The organism is Brevibacterium sp. CSND-B09 (genome assembly GCF_052906525.1).
Map to the genome: position 1 here is coordinate 3,503,135 of NZ_JBREGI010000001.1, position 25,757 is coordinate 3,528,891.

25 protein-coding genes are annotated in these 25,757 nt (G+C 65.5%); 23 read left to right on the top strand and 2 right to left on the bottom strand.

Annotated features, from left to right (window positions below):
- Positions 1–369: 369 nt before the first annotated feature.
- The 12 genes from ACU4IU_RS15695 to dapF all read left to right on the top strand — a co-directional run bounded on the left by ACU4IU_RS15695 (position 370) and on the right by dapF (position 12,189).
- Positions 370–3,153 (top strand): DNA translocase FtsK 4TM domain-containing protein, encoded by a 2,784-nt coding sequence (locus ACU4IU_RS15695; protein WP_446657237.1) that lies wholly within the window; start codon positions 370–372, stop codon positions 3,151–3,153.
- Positions 3,154–3,278: 125 nt separating this feature from the next.
- Positions 3,279–3,947: a CDP-diacylglycerol--glycerol-3-phosphate 3-phosphatidyltransferase gene (gene pgsA / locus ACU4IU_RS15700; protein ID WP_446657238.1), complete on the top strand. Its 669-nt coding sequence runs from the start codon at positions 3,279–3,281 to the stop codon at positions 3,945–3,947.
- On the top strand, positions 3,940–4,482 hold the full coding sequence (locus tag ACU4IU_RS15705; protein WP_446657239.1) for a CinA family protein: 543 nt from the start codon (positions 3,940–3,942) through the stop codon (positions 4,480–4,482). Before pgsA ends, ACU4IU_RS15705 begins: the two co-directional genes overlap by 8 nt.
- Before the next feature lie 177 nt (positions 4,483–4,659).
- Positions 4,660–4,989, top strand: coding sequence for a helix-turn-helix domain-containing protein (locus tag ACU4IU_RS15710; RefSeq protein ID WP_446657240.1), 330 nt, complete (start codon positions 4,660–4,662; stop codon positions 4,987–4,989).
- Complete coding sequence (locus ACU4IU_RS15715; protein WP_139470110.1) at positions 4,989–5,216, top strand: DUF3046 domain-containing protein; 228 nt, start codon at positions 4,989–4,991, stop codon at positions 5,214–5,216. Before ACU4IU_RS15710 ends, ACU4IU_RS15715 begins: the two co-directional genes overlap by 1 nt.
- A gap of 121 nt (positions 5,217–5,337) precedes the next feature.
- Positions 5,338–5,745: a VOC family protein gene (locus ACU4IU_RS15720; RefSeq protein ID WP_446657241.1), complete on the top strand. Its 408-nt coding sequence runs from the start codon at positions 5,338–5,340 to the stop codon at positions 5,743–5,745.
- A gap of 191 nt (positions 5,746–5,936) precedes the next feature.
- Positions 5,937–7,028: a recombinase RecA gene (gene recA / locus ACU4IU_RS15725; protein ID WP_139908395.1), complete on the top strand. Its 1,092-nt coding sequence runs from the start codon at positions 5,937–5,939 to the stop codon at positions 7,026–7,028.
- Positions 7,009–7,998: a regulatory protein RecX gene (locus ACU4IU_RS15730; protein WP_446657242.1), complete on the top strand. Its 990-nt coding sequence runs from the start codon at positions 7,009–7,011 to the stop codon at positions 7,996–7,998. The genes recA and ACU4IU_RS15730 overlap by 20 nt, the downstream gene beginning before the upstream one ends.
- A gap of 35 nt (positions 7,999–8,033) precedes the next feature.
- Positions 8,034–9,530, top strand: a complete 1,497-nt coding sequence (gene miaB, locus ACU4IU_RS15735; protein ID WP_446657243.1) for a tRNA (N6-isopentenyl adenosine(37)-C2)-methylthiotransferase MiaB — start codon at positions 8,034–8,036, stop codon at positions 9,528–9,530.
- Positions 9,487–10,197, top strand: coding sequence for a hypothetical protein (locus ACU4IU_RS15740; protein ID WP_446657244.1), 711 nt, complete (start codon positions 9,487–9,489; stop codon positions 10,195–10,197). Before miaB ends, ACU4IU_RS15740 begins: the two co-directional genes overlap by 44 nt.
- Before the next feature lie 6 nt (positions 10,198–10,203).
- A complete protein-coding gene (gene miaA, locus ACU4IU_RS15745; protein WP_446657245.1) occupies positions 10,204–11,124 on the top strand; it encodes a tRNA (adenosine(37)-N6)-dimethylallyltransferase MiaA in 921 nt (306 codons plus the stop codon).
- 75 nt (positions 11,125–11,199) lie between these two features.
- Positions 11,200–12,189, top strand: a complete 990-nt coding sequence (dapF, locus tag ACU4IU_RS15750; protein ID WP_446657246.1) for a diaminopimelate epimerase — start codon at positions 11,200–11,202, stop codon at positions 12,187–12,189.
- A gap of 21 nt (positions 12,190–12,210) precedes the next feature.
- Here dapF and ACU4IU_RS15755 read toward each other — a convergent pair whose 3' ends face one another.
- Positions 12,211–12,825, bottom strand: a complete 615-nt coding sequence (locus ACU4IU_RS15755; protein ID WP_139908390.1) for a methyltransferase — start codon at positions 12,823–12,825, stop codon at positions 12,211–12,213.
- A 129-nt stretch (positions 12,826–12,954) separates the two neighbouring features.
- Between ACU4IU_RS15755 and hflX the strand changes: the two genes are divergently transcribed.
- Together hflX and ACU4IU_RS15765 are read left to right on the top strand one after the other, a co-directional pair.
- Positions 12,955–14,427 carry a GTPase HflX gene (hflX, locus tag ACU4IU_RS15760; protein ID WP_446657247.1) on the top strand — a complete coding sequence of 491 codons (1,473 nt, stop codon included), beginning with the start codon at positions 12,955–12,957 and terminating at the stop codon, positions 14,425–14,427.
- Positions 14,424–16,394 (top strand): ATP-dependent DNA helicase, encoded by a 1,971-nt coding sequence (locus ACU4IU_RS15765; protein WP_446657248.1) that lies wholly within the window; start codon positions 14,424–14,426, stop codon positions 16,392–16,394. The genes hflX and ACU4IU_RS15765 overlap by 4 nt, the downstream gene beginning before the upstream one ends.
- A gap of 66 nt (positions 16,395–16,460) precedes the next feature.
- Here ACU4IU_RS15765 and lexA read toward each other — a convergent pair whose 3' ends face one another.
- Positions 16,461–17,216, bottom strand: coding sequence for a transcriptional repressor LexA (lexA, locus tag ACU4IU_RS15770; protein WP_092012603.1), 756 nt, complete (start codon positions 17,214–17,216; stop codon positions 16,461–16,463).
- A 234-nt stretch (positions 17,217–17,450) separates the two neighbouring features.
- Between lexA and ACU4IU_RS15775 the strand changes: the two genes are divergently transcribed.
- The 9 genes from ACU4IU_RS15775 to ACU4IU_RS15815 all read left to right on the top strand — a co-directional run bounded on the left by ACU4IU_RS15775 (position 17,451) and on the right by ACU4IU_RS15815 (position 25,752).
- The gene (locus ACU4IU_RS15775) at positions 17,451–17,789 is read left to right on the top strand and encodes a LysM peptidoglycan-binding domain-containing protein (protein ID WP_101546893.1); all 339 of its coding nucleotides are present in this window, start codon (positions 17,451–17,453) and stop codon (positions 17,787–17,789) included.
- A 138-nt stretch (positions 17,790–17,927) separates the two neighbouring features.
- Positions 17,928–19,106: a histidinol-phosphate transaminase gene (locus ACU4IU_RS15780; protein ID WP_446657249.1), complete on the top strand. Its 1,179-nt coding sequence runs from the start codon at positions 17,928–17,930 to the stop codon at positions 19,104–19,106.
- Complete coding sequence (gene hisB / locus ACU4IU_RS15785) at positions 19,103–19,699, top strand: imidazoleglycerol-phosphate dehydratase HisB (protein WP_172174436.1); 597 nt, start codon at positions 19,103–19,105, stop codon at positions 19,697–19,699. The genes ACU4IU_RS15780 and hisB overlap by 4 nt, the downstream gene beginning before the upstream one ends.
- Complete coding sequence (locus ACU4IU_RS15790; RefSeq protein ID WP_446657250.1) at positions 19,696–20,298, top strand: hypothetical protein; 603 nt, start codon at positions 19,696–19,698, stop codon at positions 20,296–20,298. Before hisB ends, ACU4IU_RS15790 begins: the two co-directional genes overlap by 4 nt.
- A complete protein-coding gene (gene hisH, locus ACU4IU_RS15795) occupies positions 20,295–20,969 on the top strand; it encodes an imidazole glycerol phosphate synthase subunit HisH (protein WP_446657251.1) in 675 nt (224 codons plus the stop codon). The genes ACU4IU_RS15790 and hisH overlap by 4 nt, the downstream gene beginning before the upstream one ends.
- 58 nt (positions 20,970–21,027) lie before the next feature.
- On the top strand, positions 21,028–21,765 hold the full coding sequence (gene priA / locus ACU4IU_RS15800; RefSeq protein WP_139470134.1) for a bifunctional 1-(5-phosphoribosyl)-5-((5-phosphoribosylamino)methylideneamino)imidazole-4-carboxamide isomerase/phosphoribosylanthranilate isomerase PriA: 738 nt from the start codon (positions 21,028–21,030) through the stop codon (positions 21,763–21,765).
- A gap of 4 nt (positions 21,766–21,769) precedes the next feature.
- A complete protein-coding gene (locus tag ACU4IU_RS15805; protein ID WP_446657252.1) occupies positions 21,770–22,660 on the top strand; it encodes an SseB family protein in 891 nt (296 codons plus the stop codon).
- Positions 22,661–22,706: 46 nt separating this feature from the next.
- Positions 22,707–24,053 carry a M20 family metallopeptidase gene (locus ACU4IU_RS15810; RefSeq protein WP_446657253.1) on the top strand — a complete coding sequence of 449 codons (1,347 nt, stop codon included), beginning with the start codon at positions 22,707–22,709 and terminating at the stop codon, positions 24,051–24,053.
- 49 nt (positions 24,054–24,102) lie between these two features.
- Entirely contained in the window at positions 24,103–25,752 is a 1,650-nt protein-coding gene (locus ACU4IU_RS15815) for an AbgT family transporter (RefSeq protein WP_446657254.1), read from the top strand.
- Positions 25,753–25,757: the final 5 nt, after the last annotated feature.

The window sequence follows — 25,757 nt, forward strand, 5'->3', positions numbered from 1 at the left end:
GAGATATGCGGCCTGACGTGGACATTCACTCCGCATGTTGTCGAATGCAGCACTTCCAGCCTGCAGGCCGGCACTCCGATGCTCTGCCCGACATCCTCACCGACATCCCGGCTGACGTCGAAATTCGTCCGACTTGCCTCGGTTGCCGAAGCCCCCGCGGGCCGCAGCGCCACACGCCGAAACCTGCGGATTTGCTGGGCAGGAGCGCAATATCGTCCTAAGATGAGGGACATGGCGACCAGAACGACTTCCCCCGCTTCTGGTTCCGGGAAACGCACAGCGCGCAAAAACGCTGGTCGGTCCGGTCAAGCGGGGACCGAAGAACCCGGGACAAACGTTGTCACCGGTGCATGGAGGGGAGTGGCCCACATGGCCGGAAACCGTGCGCGAAAGACTCTCAGCGACGAACCGACCGATCAATCACCGACGAAGCGGGACGGCACAGCCTTCTTCCTCATCGGACTCTCGATCATCATCGCCGCCTTCGAATGGTGGAACATCCCCGGCGCGATCAGCGACGGCGTCCGCGGAATCGTCGAAGGCACCTTCGGCCGGGTGGCACTCGCCCTGCCGGTGGTCTTCACCTGCTACGCGATCCGCCTGTTCCTGCGCGGCGACGATAACCGCGGCAACAACCGCATCCTCATCGGGATGATCTTCGGCCTGCTCGCAGCCTCGGGCCTGGCCCATATCGCCGCCGGCAACCCGACCTTCACGAACTCCCGCGAAGCCATGGCCAACGGGGGAGGCGCGCTCGGATTCGTCGTGTCCTCACCGCTGGTCGTTGCGACCACCGTGTACGTGGCGGTGCCGCTGCTCGTCCTCCTCGGGCTGTTCTCCCTGCTCGTCGTCACCGCGACACCGGTGCGCGCGATTCCCCGTCGCCTCACCGACCTGTACTACCGACTCACCGGCGGTGCCCGACCCGAAACCGACGCCGAGGCGACCGAGACCAAACAGTCCGACCTCGTTGCCGAGAACGGCCGGACCTCCGACCTCAAACCCGTGATGGGCGCCAAGCGCCGCAGCCGGAAGAAGAAGACCGAGATCCCCGATCTCGACGCCGAATCCGCCGACGACGACACCGCCACGAAGGCCTACGACAAGGCCTACATCCACGAAGACGACGTCAGCGACGAAGAAGCCGACACCACGCGTATCGAGACCAGCCCGGAGCCGAAGCTCAAGCCCGGCCAGCGCCGGCCCACCAAGGCCGAACGCGAAATGGCCGAGCTGAAGAAGACCATCGGGATGGACGACGACGCCGCGAACCAGGCGAAGAAGTCCGAGCCCGCTGCCGCCTCGGCGCCGGTGCCGACGACGAACGCACCCGCACCTCCGCCCACGGAGCAGCTGCCCGAACGCGTCGAACAGCTCACCCTCGCCGGCGACGTCACCTACACCCTGCCCGCCTCCGACAACCTCCAGCCCGGACCTCCCGCGAAGGAACGCTCCGAGGCCAACGACCGCGTGGTCGAAGCCCTGCGCGATGTGCTCGAGCAGTTCAAGATCGACGCCGAGGTCACCGGCTTCTCCCGCGGACCGACGGTCACCCGCTACGAGGTGGAGCTCGGCGCCGGTACGAAGGTCGAAAAAGTCACGGCGCTGTCGAAGAACATCGCCTACGCCGTGGCCAGCGCCGACGTGCGCATCCTCTCGCCGATCCCCGGCAAGAAGGCCATCGGCATCGAGATCCCGAACACCGACCGTGAGAACGTCGCCCTCGGTGATGTGCTGCGCTCGAAGGCCGCCCGCAAGACCGACCACCCCATGGTCATGGGCGTGGGCAAGGACGTCGAAGGCGGATTCGTCGTCGCCGACCTCTCGAAGATGCCCCACCTCCTCGTCGCCGGTGCCACCGGTGCCGGTAAGTCGAGCTTCGTGAACTCCATGATCACCTCGATCATGATGCGCGCGACCCCCGACGAGGTCCGCATGATCCTGGTCGACCCCAAGCGCGTCGAGCTGACGATCTACGAAGGCATCCCGCACCTGATCACCCCGATCATCACGAACCCGAAGAAGGCCGCCGAGGCGCTCGAATGGGTCGTGCGCGAAATGGACGCCCGCTACGACGATCTCGCGAACTACGGGTTCAAGCACGTCAAGGAGTTCAACAAGGCCGTCCGCGAGGGCCGCATCCAGCCGCCCGCCGGATCCGAACGCGTCCTCCAGCCCTACCCGTACCTGCTGGTCGTCGTCGACGAGCTCGCCGACCTCATGATGGTCGCCCCGCGCGACGTCGAAGCCTCGATCCAGCGGATCACGCAGCTGGCCCGTGCCGCCGGCATCCACCTGGTGCTCGCCACCCAGCGACCCAGCGTCGACGTCGTCACCGGCCTCATCAAGGCCAACGTGCCCTCCCGCCTGGCATTCGCGACCTCGTCGCTGGCCGACTCGCGAGTCGTGCTCGACCAGCCCGGCGCAGAGAAGCTCATCGGCCAGGGTGACGCCCTGTTCCTGCCGATGGGTGCGGCCAAGCCGATGCGTGTCCAGGGAGCGTGGGTCAACGAGTCCGAGATCGAGAAGGTCGTCGAACACGTCAAGAGCCAGCTCACCCCGAACTACCGCGAAGACGTGGCCGTCGAAGCGCCGAAGAAGCAGATCGACGAGGACATCGGAGACGACCTCGACCTGCTGCTCCAGGCGATCGAGCAGGTCGTCACCACGCAGTTCGGCTCGACCTCGATGCTGCAGCGCAAGCTGCGCGTCGGCTTCGCCAAAGCAGGTCGCCTCATGGATCTCATGGAGTCCCGCGGAATCGTTGGACCCTCCGAGGGGTCGAAGGCCCGCGACGTGCTCGTGCGCCCCGACGATCTGCCGGGAACCCTGGCCATCATCAAGGGCGAGACCCCGCCCGAGGATTCCGGCGGCGCCCCTGCCAACGTCCCGACCGAGGGTGGCCAGGGTCAGTCCGGACAGACCGGTTCCGGGCACGCCTCGGCAGCCGGGGACTATGACGAGGAGTTCGACGACGACTACGGCGAGACCTCTCACAGCTCGGCGTCGGCGTACAGCTCGGCATCGTCCGACCGCTATGCGAACGGCGTCGGCCATGCCGGCGACCTCACCGTCGGCGACGTCGATCCGGAGACCGGACTCGAGGTCGTCGAAGCCAGCGGAGAGGACGCCTGGCAGCTCACCGGCCGCTGATCTCATCCGAACCCCACCCCTCGCCGAGGCGGCGCACCGTACCGACGGTGCGCCGCCTCGGCGATTGTCGTTGAGATGGTCCAGGTTGGAATGATCTGCTCAGCTCACTCCGATAGGCTGGATGCGTGAACGATCGAGTCGAGGCCGGAGCCTCTCAGCAGCCCTCTGCGGAACCGAGTCCGTGGAATGTCCCGAACGCACTCACGGTGCTGCGCATCCTCATGGTGCCCCTGTTCCTTGTGCTTCTGCTGGCAGACGGCGGCAACGATGTGACCCTGCGCTGGTGGGCGCTCATCGTGTTCCTGCTGGCCATGTTCACCGACTTCGTCGACGGCTATCTGGCCAGGCGGAACAACCTCATCACGAACTTCGGCAAGATCGCCGACCCCATCGCCGACAAGTCGCTCATGGCCGCCGCACTCATCGGTCTGGCGATCATCGTCGAACTGCCGTGGTGGGTGCCCGTGATCATCCTCGTCCGCGAATTCGGCATCACCGTGCTGCGGTTCTTCATGATCCGCATCGCCGTCATGCCTGCTTCACGCGGAGGCAAGATCAAGACCGTGCTTCAGACCGCTGCGATCGGACTTTTCCTGCTGGTCTTCCCCCTCTCGGACGTGGTGCCCTCTGTCGTCTACGTCGTCCTCCTCGTCTTCGCGTGGATCATCATGACCGCGGCCATCGTCGTCACCATCGTCACCGGCGTCGACTACTGCGTGCAGGCGGCGAAGCTGTACAAGAATGCGAAGAGCGGTGGGAGCACGCAGACCGGTGGGGACGCGCAGCGTGGCTGAGTCCGAGCTGTTGGCGACCGCGCGTCGCATCATCTCCACCTGTGCTCAGCTGGGGATCTCGCTGGCGTCGGCGGAATCGCTGACCGGGGGACGCTTCGTCGCCTCGCTCGTCGATGTGCCGGGGGCCTCCGCCGTGGTGCGCGGCGGACTGGTCACCTACGCCACCGACCTCAAGGCGAGCCTGGCCGGAGTCGATGCCGACCACTTAGAGGAGACCGGGCCGATCGACCCGGTCGTCGCCGCGCAGATGGCCGTCGGTGCGGCCGTGCAGTGCGTCGCCGATATCGGGATCTCCTGCACCGGCGTCGCCGGTCCCGATCCGCAGGACGACAAGCCGGTCGGACTCGTCTACACGGCGATCGCCTTCGGCGGAAAGGCGAAGGTCTTCGAACACGAGTTCACCGGCGACCGCGATTCCATCCGCAGCCAGACGGTGCAGGCGATGGCCGTCAACCTCGACGAATTCGTCGGCGAACTCGCCTTCGGGCCCGAGGCCGGGCAGGCGTCGAATACTGGCGAGGACGCCACGGAATAAGTTCGTCTGCTGTGGGGTTGACCGGGTGATGACCATCGGACGAAAATTCTCCAAAGTCTTCGAATGGACTGGCAATACCATCCGCTCGGGGCACCAGGTTGGTGCTGTGTCACGGCCAGGTTGTAAAGTTATTGGAACTACATTGACGGGACGCGCTGACAAAGGGAGGGCCGCGTTATGTTACTGAGAGTCGAAATCGGCGACGCACTTCGTTCCGCCCGCCGTCGTCAAGGACGCACCCTTCGCGATGTCTCGACCGGGGCCAGCGTTTCGCTCGGCTACCTCAGCGAAATCGAGCGCGGACAGAAGGAAGCCTCCTCGGAGCTGCTGTCGGCGATCTGCGAAGCACTCGACCTGCCGCTGTCGGCACTGCTGTCGTCTGTGTCCGATCGCTTCGCTCTCGAAGAAGGCGTGCAGATCCCCGATACCATTCCGCAGGAGCTCTCGGACAAGATCCTCGGTCATCCCGAGGGGTACTCTGCTACGCGGCTGGCCGCCAAGCCCTGATGCGGCACACGCTCTACTGGATCCTCATGAACGAGGAGTTCGGTGAGGCTCGCGCCGCCTCCCTGCACACCGACCTCACTCTGAGCTCCTTGGGTTCGCGGACCGCGGCCCAGGCATTCGAAGCCGGAGTCGAACCCCGCGACATCTGGACCGCCGTCTGCGATTCCATGGGTGTTCCCGAATCTCGGCGCCTCGGCAAGGAGAAGCCGCGCTCAACTCCGTTCTGACCGAGGCTCGACGCCGTTCTGCTGGATCGGAGCTGCCTCGCACCGTCTGTGACTCTGTCTGCTCGGAACAGCGCCGGTCGTTCTCTGTCGGCGCCGTGCCGGTCGAGTGTAGACTGACCGCATGAATCAGGCCGTCCCGTTCATCACTTTTCAGCCCAGCCGTGGCCAGAGCGCTGCCGAGGCCATGGACACCTACGTCGAGCTCTTCGCCGACGGGCGAGTGATCCTCGACAATCGGTACGGTCCCGAAGGTCCGGGCGCCGAGGGCACGGTCATCATGTCCGAGATCGAGATCGCCGGACAGAGACTGCGCTTCAGCGACAGCTTCGTCGCACACGAGTGGGACATCACCCCTGGCGTGTCACTCATGGTCGACTGCGAATCGGCCGAGGAGCTCGAACGCCTCTTCACCGCACTGAGCGCAGACGGAACTGTGTTCATGCCGCTCGACGACTACGGATTCGGCCCGTTCGGGTGGGTGGGGGACCGCTTCGGCCTCACCTGGCAGCTGGGTCTGGCCCAGGCCTGACTCTCGCGGAGACACGCGACACACCCGAATATATAGAACACCTGTTCCCATGTGGGTTATCCTGGTGAGGAATCACGGGACCTGTGACCACGAGTGGCTGGTTATCCACGGGGGAATCGCTTCCTCTGTCGTTATGTCAGTGCCATCTTCTAGCCTTGGTCTCAACGGAAAAGCAACGAAGAGGAGACGTCATGGCACGTACACCCAAGAACCTTCAGGTTCCCACCGGCGGAGACAAGTCGAAGGCACTCGAAGCCGCAATGGGCCAGATCGATCGCAATTACGGCAAGGGCGCGATCATGCGCCTCGGCGACGGTGTGCGTGAGCCCATCGCCTCCATCCCGACCGGTTCGGTCGCACTCGACATCGCTCTGGGCATCGGCGGTCTGCCGCGCGGTCGCGTCGTCGAGATCTACGGTCCGGAATCCTCCGGTAAGACGACCGTGGCTCTCCACGCCGTCGCAAACGCACAGAAGGCCGGCGGAATCGCCGGGTTCATCGATGCCGAGCACGCACTCGACCCCGAGTATGCGAAGAAGCTCGGCGTCGACACCGATCAGCTCCTCGTCTCCCAGCCGGACACCGGTGAGCAGGCACTCGAGATCGCCGATATGCTCATCCGCTCCGGTGCCCTCGACATCATCGTCATCGACTCCGTCGCCGCCCTCGTGCCCAAGGCCGAAATCGAAGGCGAGATGGGCGACAGCCACGTCGGCCTGCAGGCTCGCCTGATGTCGCAGGCACTGCGTAAGATCACCGGTGCCCTGGCCCAGTCGAAGACCACCGCGATCTTCATCAACCAGCTGCGTGAGAAGGTCGGCGTCTTCTTCGGCTCGCCGGAGACCACCTCGGGCGGTAAGGCGCTGAAGTTCTACGCCTCCGTGCGCATCGACGTCCGCCGCATCGAGACCCTCAAGGAAGGTCAGGACGCGGTCGGTAACCGGACTCGTGCGAAGATCGTGAAGAACAAGGTCGCTCCGCCGTTCAAGCAGGCCGAGTTCGACATCCTCTACGGCCACGGCATCTCCCGCGAAGGCAGCCTCATCGATATGGGCGTCGACAACGGCATCGTGCGCAAGTCCGGATCCTGGTTCACCTACGACGGCGATCAGCTGGGTCAGGGCAAGGAGAACGTCCGCAACTTCCTCCGCGACAACCCGGGCCTGGCCGAAGAGATCGAGCTGAAGATCAAGCACAAGCTGGGCCTGATCCAGGTCGACGAACCCGAGGAAGGCGCCGAGGCGGCCGGAGAAGCACAGACGGATGACGTCGAAGTCTCCTGACGCCTCGTCGACTGACGACGAGTTCGCCGACCGCGAGTCCGCCGCATCGACCGAGACGGTCGGTGCGGGGGACTCGGGTCGGAGCGATTCGTCTCAGACCGAGACGCTCTCGCAGCTGCGCAGTGCGATCTCGGCGATCGACCAACGTCATGCCGAAGGAGAGGCCGGGTTCTTCGCCGGCCTCTCCGGACTCGACGACGACGATGTCACCGGTGGCAATGGTCGAACCGACAAACGAAAGAACTCGGGTTCGAAGCGCAAGAAGAACTCCAGCGGCTGGAAGCGACAGCAGCAGGAACCGGACAACGGGTGGGTCGAAGGCGGTACCGACTCGACTCCGGATTTCATCGACGTCCCTGATTTCCTTGCAGCCGAGAATGATGGTCCAGATTTCCTCGCGAGCGATGGCGATGCCGCGCCTGACTTCCTGGATGACAGCGACGGTCCACCCGACTTCACTGCCGGTCCCGGGCTGGGCTTCGACGACGACGAAGACGACGCCCCCGACTTCGACGCGGACTACGCGCAGGCGAAGAAGACGGCGATGAACATGCTCGCCATGCGCGATCACTCCAGCGACGAACTGCGCAAGAAGCTCCTCAAACGCGACCTCATGCCCGAAGCGATCGATGTCCTCATCGAGAAGCTGCAGAACTCGCGTCTGCTCAACGACGAAGAGTTCGCCCACCGCTTCGCACGGGCACAGCGCGAGAACCGGAAACTCTCCCGGTCCGTGCTCAAACGCGAACTGAGCAAGAAGGGCATCAGCCCCGAACTGGCCGCCGACGCAGTGGCCGACATCGACGGCGAGGAAGAACTCGCCCGCGAAGTCGCCGAGAAGAAAGCCGCCTCCACCAGGCGCCTCGACTATGCGGTGCGAGAGCGCAGAATCCTCGGCATGCTCGCCCGCCGCGGCTTCCCCTCGGCGATCTGCATCAAGGTCACACGGGAAGTGCTCGCAGAAGACTGAAACGGCACGTGGGGAACGGCTAGAATGGGTGCGCCATGACTGAACTGATTGACTCCCCGACGACATCCGGAACCACCCCTCGCAGCTACGAGGTCAAGACCTACGGATGTCAGATGAACGTGCACGACTCCGAGCGTCTGTCCGGACTGCTCGACGATGCCGGCTACGTTCAGGCGAACACCGACGACCAGGCCGACGTCGTCGTCTTCAACACCTGCGCCGTCCGCGAAAACGCCGACAACCGGCTCTACGGCAACCTCGGCCAGCTCGCGAAGGTCAAAGAGAACCACCCCGGCCTTCAGATCGCCGTCGGTGGATGCATGGCACAGAAAGACCGGGACACCATCGTGAAGAAGGCCCCCTGGGTCGACGTGGTCTTCGGCACCCACAACATGGGATCCCTGCCGGCGCTGCTCGAACGCGCCCGCCACAACGAGGAAGCCCAGGTCGAGATCCTCGAAAGCCTCGACGTCTTCCCCTCCACCCTGCCCAGCCGCCGCGAATCCCAGCACTCCGGATGGGTGTCGATCTCGGTCGGCTGCAACAACACGTGCACCTTCTGCATCGTGCCCAGCCTGCGCGGCAAAGAGAAGGACCGCCGCCCCGGCGACATCCTCGCCGAGGTCGAAGCCCTCGTCGCCGACGGAGTCGTCGAAGTCACCCTGCTCGGCCAGAACGTCAACTCCTACGGAGCCGAATTCCGCGACAAAGGCGCATTCGCGAAACTGCTCCGCGCCGTCGGCAACGTCGACGGAATCGAACGGGTCCGCTTCACCAGCCCGCACCCGGCCGCCTTCTCCGACGACGTCATCGACGCCATGGCCGAGACCCCGACCGTTATGCCGCAGCTGCACATGCCGCTGCAGTCCGGTTCGGACACGATCCTCAAATCAATGCGGCGGTCCTACCGGACCAAACGGTTCATGAACATCCTCGACACCGTGCGCGAACGCATCCCGCACGCGGCCATCACCACCGACATCATCGTCGGCTTCCCCGGAGAGTCTGAAGAGGACTTCCAAGGGACGATGGACATCGTCCGCCGCGCCCGTTTCTCCCAGGCCTTCACCTTCCAGTACTCCATCCGCCCCGGCACACCGGCGGCTACGATGGACAATCAGGTCCCGAAGGACGTCGTGCAGGAGCGGTTCGAACGCCTCACCGCGCTCCAGGATGAGATCGCCTGGGACGAGAACAAAGCCCAGATCGGCCGTGAGGTCGAGGTGCTCGTGACCAAGCTGCCCCATGACGATTCCCCACGACTGAGCGGTCGCGCCGAAGACAACCGCCTCGTCCACGTCGGAATCCCCGAAGGTGCCCAGATGCCGCGGCCTGGTGATTTCGTCACTGCCACCGTCACCGAGGCGAAACCCTACTTCCTCCTCGCCGACTCCGGATTCTCCGTACGCCCGTCCCGAGCCGGTGACGCCTACGACCGGGCTCAGGCCGACAGCTGTGGCGCACCGAGCCCCGGACAGGGTGCCGCCGGTGCAACGAACCTCGGCATGCCGACGATCCGCCCCCGCGGCTGAGATGGGCGCCTTCGCCATCATCCCGGCAGCCCCCGTGCTGCTCGAGAACATCGACCGCAGCGAGACGGCGCGAATGGCCGAGCTGCGGACTGCCATCCGCGATACCGTGAGGACGCGGACCGATTGGGCCCTGCCCGTCGAGACCCTGCCACCCGTGGCCGGACTCGGCGGCTGGGGAATCGATCGCGGCGTCGATACTCGCACCGGTCGGCTGCTGTCCGGGTCCGACTGGGTCGAAACCGTTGACACCCTGACGACGGATGAACGCAGACTCGCCGAGGCGACCGACCCCGCCGTCATCGTCGCGATCCTTCACGCTCACGCCGCCGGCGTCGACATCGGCCCGCTCGGATCGAGCGAGAACCTTCTGCTGCCGATCGACCTGTCCGGAGCCGCAACAGAGGACGCACCCCTGGCCCCGATCGACGGCGCCGCGGAATTCGATCGTGCCGTCAGCGAGACACTCACCTCCGGGACGTCGATCGACACCGAAAGACTGCTCGACCTCTGCGGCCAGTCAGAGGCCATGGCCGCCAACCTCGGTGTGCTGGCTGCAGGCTTCTGCCACGCCGTCGACCAGGGCGCGCGAGTCTCGACTCTGGAGCCGGTCATCGACGAACGTGTCCACGAAGTGCGGACACTCTGCGGCACCGGACTCTGGGAGTGATCGCCGATGGTTGAGGGCACTTCGCCGATCATCACCGTCGTCGGAGCCACCGCCACCGGGAAATCGGATCTGGCGCTGGATCTGGCCGACCGCCTCGGCGGGGAGATCATCAACACGGATTCGATGCAGTTCTACCGAGGGATGGACATCGGCACGGCGAAGCTGCCGATCGATGAGCGTCGGGGGATTCCGCATCACCTCATCGATATCCTCGACGTCACCGAAGAGGCGAACGTGCAGGACTTTCAGGCACGTGCGCGGGCAGCGATTGCGGACATCCGGGGGCGCGGTCTGCGGCCGATCCTCGTCGGCGGGTCCGGGCTCTACGTTCGTGCCGCGGTCGATCATATGGAGTTTCCCGGCACCGACTCCGAGGTGCGGGCTCGCCTCGAGGCCGAGGTCGCAACAGACCGGTGGAGGCTGCATCAGAAGCTGCGCGAACTCGACCCGAAGGCGGCCGAGAAGATCACCGTCAACGACCAACGACGTATCGCACGAGCGCTCGAAGTCATCGAACTCACGGGACGTCCCTTCAGCGCCCAACTGCCGGACTACCAGGAGATCGAACCGACCATCCACCTGGGCTTGAGCATGGACCGGGCCATTCTGCACGAGCGCATCGCCACCCGCGTCGACCTCATGTGGGAGCACGGATGGGTCGACGAAGTGACGCGTCTGCTCGACGTTGGGCTGGCCGAAGGCAAGACAGCATCACGTGCCATCGGATACGCACAGATCCAACGCCATCTGGCAGGAGAGCTCACCGCCGCCGAGGCGAAGGAAGAGACGACGATCCGCACCCGGCAGTTCGCACGCCGACAGGACACCTGGTTCCGCCGCGACCCGCGCATCCGCTGGATCGACGGCAGTGCCGCCGACGCCGAACAGAATCTGGCGACTGCACTCGATGTGCTGAATGATCGCTGATGAAGTGGCGACTGCACTCGACGTCCTGAACGGGCACTGAAGACCCGACTGGACGCTCACAGATAGGATGGAGCCATGAGCACTCCGGATACCCCGTTCGCCGCTTGGACCGATGTCAGCTTCGTCAAGGGGCACGGCACCCAGAACGACTTCGTTCTGCTCTCCGACGACGACAGCACACTGGAGATGCATCCCGAAACCGTCGCCACCCTGGCCGATCGACGGGCCGGACTCGGCGCCGACGGCATCATCCGCATCGTCCGCTCCGCAGCCAGCGGCATCCCCGGAGCCGCCGAACAGGCCGAAGCCGGTGCCGAATGGTTCATGGACTACTACAACAACGACGGCAGCCTCTCCGAGATGTGCGGCAACGGAGTTCGCGTCTTCGCCCACGCACTCCTGACCAGCGGTCGCGTCCCCGCCGATGCCCGCGAGATCCTCGTCGGCACCCGTGACGGCATCAAAGCCGTGCGCACCACCCTCAATCCCGCCCTCGGCGTCCAAACCGGAGACGACGTCGTCGACACCGGTACAGCCGGACCCGGATCCGCCAGCGACGCCTGGTACACCATCGACATGGGCGAATGGTCACTCGACCCCGCGAGCAGCGTACTCGTGACCACCGGCGGCATCGACGTCGCCCGTCCCGGACTGCGCGTGGCCACCGGCAACCCGCACACCGTCGTCGCCCTGGCCGAGAACGCCGAACTCGCCGCCGCCGAACTGCGTGATGCACCCGTCCTCGACCCCGTCCCGGGACAGGGATCCAATGTGGAATACATCGTCATGGAACCCGCCCGGTCCGATGTGGCCGGGGGAGAAGGCGCCCTGCGCATGCGCGTGTTCGAACGCGGCGTCGGTGAGACCCACTCCTGCGGAACCGGAGCCTGCGCGGCAGCGATCGCAGCCCACCACTGGGCCGGCGAGAAGTCGCCTCTGCAGTGGAGAGTCGACGTGCCCGGCGGTCAGCTGCGCATCGAGATCGAACCCGACGCCGAAGGCACGAGCGGACGCGTCAGCCTCGCCGGCCCAGCCGTCCTCGTCGCCAGCGGCACGATCAGCTGAGCCGAAGCCGGGAAGAGTCTCTCAGCCGCGCTCGACCGTGAGCACGCGGAAACCCTTCGACGATCCCGTGCGCACGACTTCGAAGCCGTCACCGAGCATCCCGGCGATCCACTTCTGCAGAGAATCGGCGCCGAGGTTCTTCGACACGACGAGATCGGCGCGACCACCCGGGGCCAGACGCGGCAGCCACGTCTCCAAGAGCTCGTGCAGCGCTTCCTTGCCGATGCGGATCGGCGGATTCGACCGGATCGCTGCGAACTGCAGGTCGGCGGGAACATCCGCGGCGGTGACGGTGTTGATCGTATCGAGACCCAGCCTGCGCGCATTCGCCGCGGTGGTCTCCAGGGACCGGGAGTTGACGTCGAGCGCCCACACTCGCACATCCACCTCGGCGTCCTGGGCATCCAAGGCCGTGTGCAGGGCGATCGGACCCCAACCGCACCCGAGATCGAGGATATCGCCGGCCGGAGGCTGAGGCAGATGCCGCAGCAGCACAGCCGTGCCGAGGTCGAGGCGAGTGGGCGAGAACGTGCCGGATACGGTTTCGACGGTGACGGCGCGGCCGGCCAGGTCGAGGTCGAGTACCCGCGACTTGGCCTCGCTGCTCGGCGATTCGGTGAAATAGTGCTCTGACACCGTTTCAGTCTAGACGGCTGTGGGAGAATTGATGGACACCACCGTCGGTGCGAATCGCCGCGACCGGTGGCAAGCATGACGACGTCCGCACGAGAAGTCCCGTGCGGGCGGCAGAGAACAAAGGAATGAATGACGTCTGAAGACAAGGAGCGTCGCAACGCGATGCTCGATCGTGTGCTCTCCCGAGGTGCCCAAGCCCTCGATGATCACGACACTACCCCGGGCGATGACCAGTTCGACCTCGCCGAGCGCGCCGCACTCACCCGCGTCGCCGGACTCTCCACCGAGCTCGAAGACATCACCGAGGTCGAATACCGTCAGGTCCGCCTCGAACGCGTCGTCCTCGCCGGCATCTGGAACACCACCCAGGCCGAAGCCGAGAACTCGATCCGCGAACTCGCCGCACTCGCCGAAACCGCCGGTTCCGAAGTCCTCGACGCGCTCATCCAGCGTCGCGACAAGCCGGACCCAGGAACCTATCTCGGCAAGGGCAAAGCCACCGAACTCGCCGAGGTCGTCGCCTCCGTCGGCGCCGACACCGTGATCATCGACTCCGAACTCGCCCCCAGCCAGAGGCGCGGACTCGAGGACGTCATCAAGGTCAAGGTCGTCGACCGCGTCGCGCTCATCCTCGACATCTTCGCCCAGCACGCGAAATCCCGCGAAGGCAAGGCCCAAGTCGAACTCGCCCAACTCGAATACCTGCTGCCGCGACTGCGCGGTTGGGGTGAATCGCTGTCCCGGCAGGCCGGCGGCCGTGTCGCAGGCGGTGCCGGAATCGGCTCCCGCGGACCCGGTGAGACGAAGATCGAACTCGACCGTCGCCGCATCCGTACGCGCATGTCGAAGCTGCGCCGCGAGATCAACGCCATGGCGCCCTCGCGGGAGACGAAGCGGAAGAACCGCGCCCGCCACCACGTGCCCTCCGTCGCGATCGTCGGCTATACGAACGCGGGCAAGTCCTCCCTGCTCAACCTGCTCACCGACGCCGAGGTGATGGTGCAGAACGCCCTGTTCGCCACCCTCGACCCGACCGTCCGGCAGGCCAAGACCGCCGACGGCCTCGTCTTCACCTACACGGACACCGTCGGGTTCGTCCGCAACCTGCCCCATCAGCTCGTCGAGGCCTTCCGCTCGACCCTGGAGGAAGCCGCCGGTTCGGATCTGCTCCTCCACGTCGTCGATGCGTCCCACCCGGATCCGCACGGACAGATCCAGGCCGTGCGCGACGTCCTCAAAGACGTCGAGACCGGAGACATCCCCGAACTCCTCGTGTTCAACAAGGCAGATATCGCCGAGGAGGCCGTGATCACCGGCCTGAGAGCGGAGTATCCCGACGCCCAGTTCGTCTCCGCCGTCTCGAAGGAAGGCATCGATGACCTCATTGAGGCCATCGAGGACCGCCTTCCCGTCCCGGACATCGACATGACCGTGCTCATTCCCTATGAACGCGGTGACCTCGTGTCGAAGATCTACGCCCTCGGTACGGTCGAACACGAATCGCACGGCACGGAGGGCACCAGCCTGCAGGCCAAGGTGCCGACCGAACTCGTCGACGAACTGCGCGAATTCCAACGTCCGGACCTGGTCATCGACGAGTGAAGACTGTCGACACCCTCCTCGAATCCGCCGTCGGCGCCATCGGCGGATCGCCACGCGAGGGTCAGCAGGAGATGGCGCAGGCGGTCGCCTCGTCGCTGGACAAGGGAATCCATCTGCTCGTGCAGGCGGGAACCGGCACCGGCAAATCGCTGGCCTACCTGGTGCCGGCGGCCGAGTACGCTACCCGCACCGGCGGGAAGGTCGTCGTGTCCACGGCAACCTTGGCCCTGCAGACGCAGATCATCCACCGCGACCTGCCCCGGCTGTTCAAGGCCGTGAAGAAGGACCTCGATCCGCTGCCCCGGGCGGCACTGCTCAAAGGCCGCCGAAACTATGTGTGCAAGCACAAGCTCGCCGGCGGGTACCCCGACGAGGGCGAGGGCATGCTCTTCGACCTCGGTGCCGACGCCGAGGCGGGACGCAAACCCACAGAACGCTCCGGCCTGGGGGAGGAGATCCAGCGGATCCGCACCTGGGAGAAGACCACCGACACCGGCGACCGGGACGATCTCCTGCCCGGCGTCAGCGATCGTGCCTGGTCACAGGTGTCCGTCAACGCCTTCGACTGCCTCGGTTCGAACTGTCCGCTGTTCACCGAATGCTTCGCCGAAATCGCCCGGAACAAGGCCGCCGAAGCCGATATCGTCGTGACGAACCATGCCCTGTTGGCCATCGACGCCTTCGGGGAATCGAACGTGCTGCCCGAACACGATGTCATCATCATCGACGAGGCCCATGAGCTCAAGGACCGGGTGACGAGCGCCCTGTCCGGGCAGATCAACACGAGCATGCTTTCGGCCGCGACGAGCTCCGTACGCAAACACACCACCGTCCAGGACGGGGTCGTGTCCCTGCTCGATTCCGCCGCGGCAGCACTCGAACGTGCGCAGACCTCTGTGCCCGAGGGACTCATCCTGCATATGAGCGAGGCGCTCGGACTGGCCCTGGCACAGATCCGCGACTCCGCTCGCCAGATCATCAATGACATCGGCGGCAAGACCGAGGACGCCGATGCCGGACGGCAGATGGCCAAGGCGCGCTGCCAGGAGATCTTCGAACTCGCCGAACGCTTCTGTGACCCGGGCAAGAACGACGTCATCTGGCTCTCGCGCTCGACCTTCCGGGAGAAGGAGACGACGAACCTCGTCGTCGCGCCCTTGAGCGTGGCCGGAACCATGCGCAACGGCATCTTCGAAGAATCCACGGTCGTGGCCACCTCTGCGACCCTGTCCCTGGGTGGGAACTTCGACGCGGTGGCCGCCTCGTTGGGACTCTTCGGACCCGACGCCCCGAAATGGGACAGCCTCGATGTCGGATCACCCTTCGACTACGGCAAACAGGGAATCCTCTATGTCGCCTCCCACCTGCCCAAGCCCGGACGCAGCGGACTGAGCGAGGAAGCGCTGACCGAACTCGAGGAACTCGTCGAATCCTCGAACGGCGGGGCACTGGGCCTGTTCTCTTCCCGGGCGGCCGCAAACGCGGCGGCCGAACACCTGCGGAAGAAGTTCGATTTCCCGATCCTGCTCCAAGGCGATGACGGCCTGCCGGCGCTGGTCTCTCAGTTCACGGCCGACGACCAGACCTGCCTGTTCGGAACCATGTCACTGTGGCAGGGGGTCGATGTGCCGGGACGGACGAACCGTCTGGTCATCATCGATCGTCTGCCGTTCCCACGTCCGGACGACCCGCTCATGCAGGCGCGGGCACGCGATGCCGACCAGCGGGGCGTCAACGGATTCATGGCGGTGTCGGCCACGCATGCCGCCCTGCGTCTGGCTCAGGGCGCCGGACGCCTCATCCGGTCGACCAAGGACAGGGGAGTGGTGGCCGTGCTCGACTCGCGGCTGCGCTCGGCCCGGTATGCCGGGTTCCTCGTCAATTCGATGCCGAGGATGTGGCCGACGACGAACTCCGGTCTCGTTCGCAAGAGCCTGGCGAGGCTGGCCGAAACCGACGAAGGATGACGCAAAGGCCCGCGACCGAATCGGTCGCGGGCCTTTGCGGTCAGATTGCGGAGAGCCGACGGAACATCAGAGGCGGCGGATGACGGCGACGACGAGACCCATGATCTGCGCGTAGGTACCGTCGATGGGTTCGTAGTTCTCGTTCTGCGGCATCAGCCACTGCTGACCGGCCTTGCGCTTGAGCGTCTTCACCGTGGCCTCGCCGTCGAGGAGGGCGGCGACGATCTGACCGTTGTCAGCGGTGTGCTGCTTGCGCACGACCACCCAGTCGTCGTGGCAGATGGCGGCTTCGATCATCGAATCGCCGACGACCTTGAGCAGGAACATCTCACCGGAGCCGACGACCTGGGTCGGCAGGGAGAAGACATCGTCGACTTCCTGTTCGGCCAGGATCGGCCCACCGGCGGCGATGCGTCCGACGACCGGCACCTGCACGGTGTTGTTGGCCAGCTCCTCGTACTTCGCGCGTTCGGCCTCTTCCTCTTCGAACGGATTGACCACTTCGATGGCACGCGGGCGCTTCGGGTCGCGGCGGACATAGCCGAGGCGTTCGAGCTGGGAGAGCTGGTGGGCGACGCTGGAGAGGGAGGCCAGCCCGGCGGCCTTGCCGATCTCGCGCATGCTCGGCGGGTAGCCGTTGGTCACGACCGCGCGTTCGATGGTTTCGAGCACGAGACGCTGACGGGGAGTGAGGCGGAAATCGCCCTCACCGGATGACCCCTCAGGGATCTGGACGACGTCGTCATCGGTGCGAGCGGCAGCGATCTCGCTGGCAACATCTTCGTTGCGAGGCCTGCCTCTGCCTCGTTTGTTCTGAACCATTGCTCGTTCCCCTTCGTTCTATTCCCTGCCGCTGAACGCCGTGATCTCCGCTTCGGAAATTCTCGTGTCAGTGCCGACTGAGATGGTTCTGACAGATCAATCAACAACGCTGGTTCCCTCTCATTGTCGCATAGATGTTCGAGTTGGACTGGACATTTGTTCGATTGGCATGTTGAATAGAACAGACGTTCTACCGATTACTGGTGGAATCGTACGAATGAAAGAGGTAATGCGATGTCTGCACAGAACACCGAGCTGCACCTGACCCCTCGTGGACGCCAGGCTGTGCGCCTTCTCCGGACCCTGCTCGTCGCTCTCGTCGTCATCGGCGGGGCGGTCCTCCTCGCCACCCAGTCGTTCTCGGCAGCTGCCGTCGCCGAATCGGAGACGGAGAGCATCGGCATCGACGCCGAGGCAGTCGTCGTCGGTGAGGGCGAATCGCTGTGGACCGTGGCTTCGAATCTCGGCATCGACCGCGACACCCGCGATGTCGTTGCCGATATCGTCGAGATCAACCACCTGGACACCCCGACGGTTCACCCCGGACAGACCCTCGACGTCCCCGTCCGCTGAGGCCGGACCCTGCTCGACCGGCAGGGCGCCGGCCCGACTGACAGCGCGCTGACCCGTTCGATCGGGTGAGCCGACCGGCGTATCTCGATGCCCGACCCGCCGCCCGGGCGGCGGGGGCCTCTCGGTAGAATGATCGCCGTGGGAAACATCGACTCTCTGCCAGTGCGTTCAGACCTCGTCGGCCTCAAGCCGTACGGGGCGCCGCACCTCAATGTGCCGGTCCAGCTCAACGTCAACGAGAACGCCTATCCGCTTCCGGATGTCGTAGTCGACAGCATGCGCGCAGCCGTCGACGATCATTTCGCCGGACTCAATCGATATCCCGATCGCGAATTCACCGCACTGCGCGAACACCTCGTCACCTATCTGGACGGTGTGAACGAACGCGCCGGTGACTCCGTCGGCCTCGACCCCTCCATGATCTGGGCCGCCAATGGTTCGAACGAAGTGCTCAGCCATATCGTCCAGGCCTTCGGTGGCCCGGGCCGCACAGTCCTCGGCTTCACCCCCTCGTATTCGATGCACCCGCTCATCACCACGGGCACGGGTGCCGAATGGCAGCACGTCGAACGCAAGGACGACTTCACTCTCGATGCCGAGACGGTCGCCGCCGAGGTGGCTCGTGCGAATCCGGACATCGTCTTCCTGTGTACTCCGAACAATCCGACCGGCACCTCGATCGGCCTCGACGTCATCGAAGCCGCCTACGACAACTGCGCAGGGATAGTCATCGTCGACGAGGCATATGCGGAATTCTCCCGCCCCGCCAAGTCCTCGGCGATGACTCTGCTTGAGGGTCGGCCCCGCCTCGTCGTCTCCCGCACCATGAGCAAGGCCTTCGCCTGTGCCGGACTGCGCTTGGGCTACGCCATCGCCGCCCCCGGGCTCATCGACGTCCTTCGTCTCGTCCGTCTGCCCTACCACTTGTCCGAGGTCACCCAGGTGCTGGCCTGCACGGCTCTCGAACATGCCGAACTGCTGCTGGGCAACGTCGACCGGCTCATCGACTCGCGCAACCGGATGTCCAGCCACCTCGCCGAGGCGGGCTTCACCGTCCACGACAGCGATTCGAACTTCGTCCTCTTCGGCAACATCGCCTCACCGGCCGACCTGTGGCAGAAGCTTCTCGACCGCGGAGTCCTCATCCGCGATATCGGCATCACCGGCCACGCCCGCGTCAACGCCGGCACCGAGGCAGAGACCGAAGCGTTCCTGACCGCCATCGACGATATCCTCGCCGAATCACCGGACATCCTCGCGGACCGTCCGCAGTCTCCGACCCCGTCATCAGCCGTCCCGACGAAAGGCACTCCATGAGGCAGGCCCAGAACTCACGCACCACGTCCGAGTCCACGGTGTCCGTGTCCGTCAACCTCGACGGCACCGGCACCTCGAACATCTCGACTTCCGTGCCGTTCTTCGACCATATGCTCACCGCCCTGTCGAAGCACTCGATGATCGACCTCGACATCACCGCGACCGGTGACACGCACATCGACGTCCACCACACCGTCGAAGACACCTCGATCGTGCTCGGTCAGACCCTGCGCGAAGCGCTCGGCGACAAGGTCGGCATCCGCCGCTACGGTTTCGCCGCCGTGCCGCTGGACGAGGCCCTGGCCCAGTGCGTCGTCGACGTCTCCGGCCGCCCCTATTTCGTCCACGAAGGCGAGCCCGAAGGCCAGCAGTACCACCTCATCGGCGGTCACTTCACCGGTTCGATGACCTCCCACTCGCTGGAATCGATCGCCTTCAACGGCGGCCTGACCGTCCACCTCGACCTGGTGCGCGGTCGCGACCCGCACCACATCGTCGAAGCCGAGTTCAAGGCCTTCGCCCGCGCGCTGCGCGAGGCCGTCGAAACCGATCCGCGCAGCGATTCCGTTCCCAGCACCAAGGGAGTCCTGTGAGCACGACCGTCATCGTGACCCCGTTCGGGGTCGCCCAGCAGTTGGCCGCCGCCTGCGTGCTGTCGAACATCTCCGGCACCATCGTGCCGATCGGCGAGTTCAGCGGAATCGTGCTCGCCGACACGGATGTCAAAGCCGGCAACGAGGCGGCCGCGGCGATCTCGAAGCTCGCGGGCAAACACGAGGTCCTCCTCCTCGTGCGCAGCGAAGAGCAGATCGACGCCGGCCATTTCCGCCACGGTGCCCGCGAATCCGATGTGCCGGCCGGGCTGGCGCTGAAGAACCTGCCCGATGTGCTCGAAGGTCTGCTGCTCGAAACCGTTGCCGCAGAGGACGTCGAAGGCAATATCCCGACCTCGTCGATGACGAAGCTGCAGGCCAGTGCGGCCACGATGAGCCCGGGTCGGGCCGCCATGGCACGCACCGCGCTGCTGTGGATCATCGCCGCCGTCCTCGCCGGACTCGTCATGGCCTTCGGCATTGCTCTGGCCCTGGGCGGGAACACCATCGCCTGTGTCGTCGCCACACTCGGTGCCATCGTCCTCGGGTTCTCCCTGTGGAGGATCTGGTCGGTGTTGAGCAAGGGGGCGAAGCGATGACGACTGTCGCCGTCCTCGACTACGGTGCCGGAAACGTCCGCTCCGCCGTGCGTGCGGTCGCCGCAGCCGGCGCCGAGGTCACTCTCACGGCCGATCACGATGTCATCAACGACTCCGACGGACTGCTGGTCCCAGGCGTCGGCGCGTTTTCGGCCGTGATGGCCGGACTGGAGAACGTCGGGGGAGTCGACCTCATCCGGGCACGCCACGAACAGGGTCGACCGCTGCTCGGCATCTGCGTCGGCCTCCAGGTGTTCTTCGCCCGCGGCGTCGAACACGGAGTCAAGACAGAGGGCATCGGTCTGTGGCCTGGAGCCGTCACCGGCCTCGAAGCACCGGTCATCCCGCATATGGGATGGTCGAAGGTCAACGCTCCCGCAGACTCGGCCATGTTCGCCGGCATCGGAGACGAACGCTTCTACTTCGTCCACTCCTACGCCGCGACCGAGCCGCCGGCGAACGCAACGGTGACGACCGCCCGCCACGGCAATGACTTCATCGCCGCTGTCGAAGACGGAACCACCTGGGCAGCACAGTTCCATCCCGAGAAATCCGCCGAGGCGGGCGCCAAGCTCCTGCGCAACTGGCTCGCCTCGTTCGCCGCCGACGGCAGCCCGGGCAGCGGTTCCGGCAGCTCCGGCACCAACCCCACAGACTCACTCAGCTCCTGACCGAGCACACCGACTATGGTTGCCTCAAACCCCGTGGCACCCTGGCAGAAAGGTCACAATGACAGACAGTTCGAACAAGCTGGTCCTCCTTCCCGCCGTCGACGTCGCCGACGGCAAGGCCGTCCGCCTCGTCCAGGGCGAAGCCGGAACCGAAACCGACTACGGTTCACCCATCGACGCCGCACAGGACTTCGAGAGCCGCGGCGCCGAATGGATCCACCTCGTCGACCTCGACGCCGCCTTCGGGCGCGGATCGAACTCGGATCTGCTCAACCAGGTCGTCAAGGCCGTGGGGATCAAGGTCGAACTCTCCGGTGGCATCCGTGACACCGAAAGCCTCGAACGCGCACTCGACACCGGAGCCGAGCGCGTCAACATCGGCACCGCCGCCCTGGAGAACCCCGAGTGGACGGCCGAGATGATCTCGCGCTTCGGCGATCAGGTCGCCATCGGCCTCGACGTGCGCGGAACCACCCTGGCCGCCCGCGGCTGGACGAAGGACGGCGGCGACCTCTACGAGGTCCTCGCCACCCTCGAAGCCGCCGGCTGCTCCCGCTACGTCGTCACCGATGTGCGCAAGGACGGCACCCTGCAGGGACCCAATGTTGACCTGCTCAAGGATCTCGCGCAGAAGACCGACTCTCCGATCGTGGCCTCCGGCGGAGTCTCGAGCCTCGACGACCTGCGAGCCCTCCGTGAGCTCGTGCCCTTCGGCGTCGACTCGGCGATCGTGGGCAAGGCACTCTACGCCGGCAAGTTCACTCTGGAAGAAGCCCTCGACGTCGCAGGACGGTGAGTCTGTGAGCACGCACTCGCACGAGCCGGACCAGCCGCACGAGCCGGACCAGCCGCACGAGCCGGACCAGCCGCACGAGCCGGACCGGCCGCATGAGTCGGACGAGCCCCGGTCCGCCGCGTCTGATGCTCGGTCAGGCGAGGCCCACGCCCCGACGGATTCCGCCGGACAGGCGTGGGAGGGCCGGGACCTCAAACCCAACCCGTTCTCCGGCGACACCGGACTCGCGGATGCGGCCCTGCTGGAGGCCCTGACCCAGGTCGCTCAGACACCCCTGGACCCGGCCGCACACCAGCAGGTCGTCACGGCCCTGTCCGGGGCGAGGCTCTATGCGCCGATCGTGCCGATGGTTCTCGACCAGGAGGTCGGAGAGAACGGGCTCATGGCCGATAACTCCTCGGAGATGGCGATGGTCCGTCTCCAAGCCGAGGACGGCCGCGAGTGCACACCCGGATTCTCCGGAATCCCACCGCTGACGGCGTGGCATTCCGATGCCCGTCCCGTGCCGATCGAGTCCGAACGGCTCGTCCTCGGGGCGATCGAGGCCGAGTCCCAGCTCGTCGTCCTCGATCCCGGAGCCGAGTCCTCATTCCTGCTGCGCCGCCCCGCCATGTTCGCGTTCGTGCAGTCCCAGCCCTGGACTCCGTCCTGGGCCGACGCCGAGGTGGCTCAGCGCCTGCGTGCCATCGCCGAGTCCTTCCCGTGGCTGGCTCGGATCGGTGTGAGCCCCGGCAGCAACAGCGTCCACCTCGGTGGGCCGGAGCTCGGCATCACGCTCGGTGTCGAGTCCGAGGTGCCGCCGGAAGAGGTGCGCCGGTTCCAGGAAACCGTCGCCGGTGACGAGGACCTCGTCGCGAAGATCGACTCCCTGGCCATTCGCCTCGTCGAAGTCTGACCGTTCCGGGCGTGTCAGATCGGCAGGGCACCTATGCTTATGACCCATGAGCGAAATCCGTGACCTCGGCCACTCGACCACACCGGACGACAGCTACCTCGACGAGATGGCTCGACAGACCCGGGATCGGGCCGAGCAGGCAGCCGAGTGGGTCTCCGACTTCACCGGCGCCCCCGAGACGAGCCGGTCCGGCATCGCCGCGGGCCTCGATGCCGCGGAAGGCGACCTCACGAGTCTGCTCCACACCGTCCATGACCTCGCAGAGACCGCGTTCGAAGAGTTCGATTCGGTCGCTGCGATCGCCTCGGTGCTGGAGAAACACGGAGTCGACGTCGAGACCGGCCTCTACGGTGTGAAGACCACATTGCGTGCGACGACGGGATCCGGTCACGGTCGCACGATCGCGATCCTCGCCGAATACGATGCCCTGCCCGAAATCGGCCATGCGTGCGGACACAACATCATCGCCACCGCCGGAGTCGGTGCCTTTCTCGCCCTCCACGCCTTGCACGAGAAAGACCCCGCAGCAGTGCCGGGCACCGTCGTGCTGCTGGGCACCCCGGCCGAAGAAGGCCATTCGGGCAAAGAGGTCATGGCCCGCGCCGGCGCCTTCGACGGCATCGACGCGGCCATCATGGTCCACGGATACGGCTACGACTGCGCCGACCAAGTGTGGCTGGGACGCCGCCTGCTCAAGGTCACCTATTCAGGGGTCGCCGCCCACGCCTCCGCGCAGCCCTTCATGGGGCGCAACGCCCTCGACGCGGCGAACCTCTTCTACCAGGGGCTCGGCCTGATGCGGCAGCAGATGCCGCCGATCTCCCGTCTGCACGCGGTCATCACCGACGGCGGAACGAGACCGTCGATCATCACCGAAACCGCCACCGTGCAGTGCTACGTCCGTTCGAAGTTCCCCGAAACACTCAAAGAGCTCTCCGACAGGGTCGAAGACGCGGCGAAGGGTGCCGCGCTCATGACCGGCACCGGCGTCACCGTCGACTGGGACGAACATCCACCGTCGCTGCCCGTACGCACGAATTCGGCGCTGACCGCCCGTTGGGCCGAACACGAACAGACGCGCGGTCGCCAACCGCTCCCCGCAGGCGTGCTCGACGAATCGATTGCCGCGTCGACGGACTTCGGCAACGTCTCCTACCGGATTCCCGGTATCCATCCGCTCATCAAGACCGCCGACGCCGAGGTGGCCCTGCACACCCGTGAATTCGCTGCAGCCGCCAAGACCCCTGCGGCCGAAACCGCGGCGCTCGACGGGGCCTACGGCCTTGCGTGCACCGCCCTGGATTTCCTCGCCGACGATGCCCTCGCCGCCGAGGTGACCGAAGAGTTCGCCCGCGACGGGGGAGCCATCGACGTCGAGCACTTCTTCGACTGAGATCGTTCCGCCGCACCCAGACCCGCGCCATCGAAGAGAAGGACCGCTCATGTCGACGACGACAGATGGGAAAGTCGGTTTCGGCCAGCGCACGCTGGACTGGATCGAACGCATCGGAAACAAGCTGCCCGAACCGTTCACGCTGTTCTTCGGGCTCTTCATCATCACCGGCCTCGTCTCCACAGCAATGGCCATGGCCGATGTCACCGTGGCCATTCCCGGTGGTGACGAGGCCATCGCGATCAAGGGCCTGTTCACCGGGGAGGGCCTGGCGTGGCTGACCACGACGATGGGCGACAACTACATCGGGTTCCCGCCCTTGGCCACGGTGCTGCCGATTCTGCTGGCCGTCGGTGTGGCAGAGAAGTCGGGAATGCTCGCCGCGGCCGTGCGCATCGCCTTCGGCAAGAGCCCCAAGTGGCTGCTGCCGTATGCCGTCGGCTTCGTCGGGGTGGTCGGGTCGATCATGGCCGACTCGGCGTTCGTCATCATCCCGCCTCTGGCTGCGCTCGTATTCAAAGCCGCAGGACGGCATCCGATGGCCGGTCTCATCGGCGGGTTCGCCGCCACCGGTGCCGGCTATTCGACGTCGATCGTCCCCACGAGCCTCGACGCTCTGTTCGCCGGAATCACCACCTCGGTGATGGAGACCCTGCCGAACACCGACTACACCGCGGTCAACGCGGTATCGAACTACTACTTCAACATCGCCTCGTCGATCGTGCTCGCGATCATCGCCGGCTTCATCATCGACCGGCTCATCGAACCGAACATGGTGCGCAAGGGAGTGCCCCGCGAATACGCGAATGCCTCGACGAGCGGGCTGGCCCGCGAATACCAGGCACCCGACAGCCCCTACGGAGATGCCTCGGCGACATCGGATGGATCCTCTGAGTCTTCCGATGGTGATTCGTCCACCGAGATCAAGGCCGAACTCGAACCGGAAGAGACGAAGGGGCTGATCTGGTCGGTGATCTCGGGTCTCGTCCTCACCGCGGTCTTCCTCTTCGCTTTCCTCCTCCCCAGTTCACCCTGGCGGAACGAGGACGGCGGATTCCTCCCGGAGTCCCCGCTGCTGTCGTCGATCGTGTTCATCGTCTTCGCCTACTTCATGCTCATGGGCGTCGTCTACGGCATTGTCGTGCACACAGTGAGGTCGATGAACGACCTCGTGAAGATGATGAGCCAATCGATCATCGACATGATGTCCTTCCTCATTCTCGCGTTCATCCTCGGGCAGTTCATCGCCCTGTTCAACTGGACGGGAATCGGTTCGTGGATCGCCGTCGCAGGGGCGTCGGGGCTCGAAGCGATCGGACTGACCGGGTTCGCCGCGGTCATCGGCTTCATGCTCCTGGCCAGCGTGCTCAACCTATTCATCGTGTCCGGATCGTCGATGTGGACGCTCATGGCCGCCGTGTTCGTCCCACTCTTCGCCCTGCTCGGTTACGAACCGGCGTTCATCCAGGCCGGTTTCCGCGTCGGAGACTCGGCCACTCAGGTCATAACCCCGCTCAACCCGTACATGATCGTCCTCCTCGGCCTCGTCCGCCGGTATGAGCCGAACGCCGGGTTGGGCACAGTCATCTCTCGGATGTTCCCGTTCGTCATCCCGTTCTGGCTGGCCTGGGCCGTGCTGCTGGGCATCTGGTTCCTCTTCGACCTGCCGCTGGGCCCGGGCAACGGGATCCGACTGTGAGGTTC

Bases quoted from the DNA above. Each gene is read 5' to 3' on its own strand.
- ACU4IU_RS15695 (WP_446657237.1), top strand. From the start codon at position 370: ATGGCCGGAAACCGTGCGCGAAAGACTCTCAGCGACGAACCGACCGAT.
- ACU4IU_RS15710 (WP_446657240.1), top strand. From the start codon at position 4,660: ATGTTACTGAGAGTCGAAATCGGCGACGCACTTCGTTCCGCCCGCCGT.
- ACU4IU_RS15715 (WP_139470110.1), top strand. From the start codon at position 4,989: ATGCGGCACACGCTCTACTGGATCCTCATGAACGAGGAGTTCGGTGAG.
- ACU4IU_RS15720 (WP_446657241.1), top strand. From the start codon at position 5,338: ATGAATCAGGCCGTCCCGTTCATCACTTTTCAGCCCAGCCGTGGCCAG.
- recA (WP_139908395.1), top strand. From the start codon at position 5,937: ATGGCACGTACACCCAAGAACCTTCAGGTTCCCACCGGCGGAGACAAG.
- ACU4IU_RS15730 (WP_446657242.1), top strand. From the start codon at position 7,009: ATGACGTCGAAGTCTCCTGACGCCTCGTCGACTGACGACGAGTTCGCC.
- miaB (WP_446657243.1), top strand. From the start codon at position 8,034: ATGACTGAACTGATTGACTCCCCGACGACATCCGGAACCACCCCTCGC.
- miaA (WP_446657245.1), top strand. From the start codon at position 10,204: ATGGTTGAGGGCACTTCGCCGATCATCACCGTCGTCGGAGCCACCGCC.
- dapF (WP_446657246.1), top strand. From the start codon at position 11,200: ATGAGCACTCCGGATACCCCGTTCGCCGCTTGGACCGATGTCAGCTTC.
- hflX (WP_446657247.1), top strand. From the start codon at position 12,955: ATGACGTCTGAAGACAAGGAGCGTCGCAACGCGATGCTCGATCGTGTG.
- lexA (WP_092012603.1), bottom strand. From the start codon at position 17,216: ATGGTTCAGAACAAACGAGGCAGAGGCAGGCCTCGCAACGAAGATGTT.
- ACU4IU_RS15775 (WP_101546893.1), top strand. From the start codon at position 17,451: ATGTCTGCACAGAACACCGAGCTGCACCTGACCCCTCGTGGACGCCAG.
- hisB (WP_172174436.1), top strand. From the start codon at position 19,103: ATGAGGCAGGCCCAGAACTCACGCACCACGTCCGAGTCCACGGTGTCC.
- hisH (WP_446657251.1), top strand. From the start codon at position 20,295: ATGACGACTGTCGCCGTCCTCGACTACGGTGCCGGAAACGTCCGCTCC.
- priA (WP_139470134.1), top strand. From the start codon at position 21,028: ATGACAGACAGTTCGAACAAGCTGGTCCTCCTTCCCGCCGTCGACGTC.
- ACU4IU_RS15810 (WP_446657253.1), top strand. From the start codon at position 22,707: ATGAGCGAAATCCGTGACCTCGGCCACTCGACCACACCGGACGACAGC.
- ACU4IU_RS15815 (WP_446657254.1), top strand. From the start codon at position 24,103: ATGTCGACGACGACAGATGGGAAAGTCGGTTTCGGCCAGCGCACGCTG.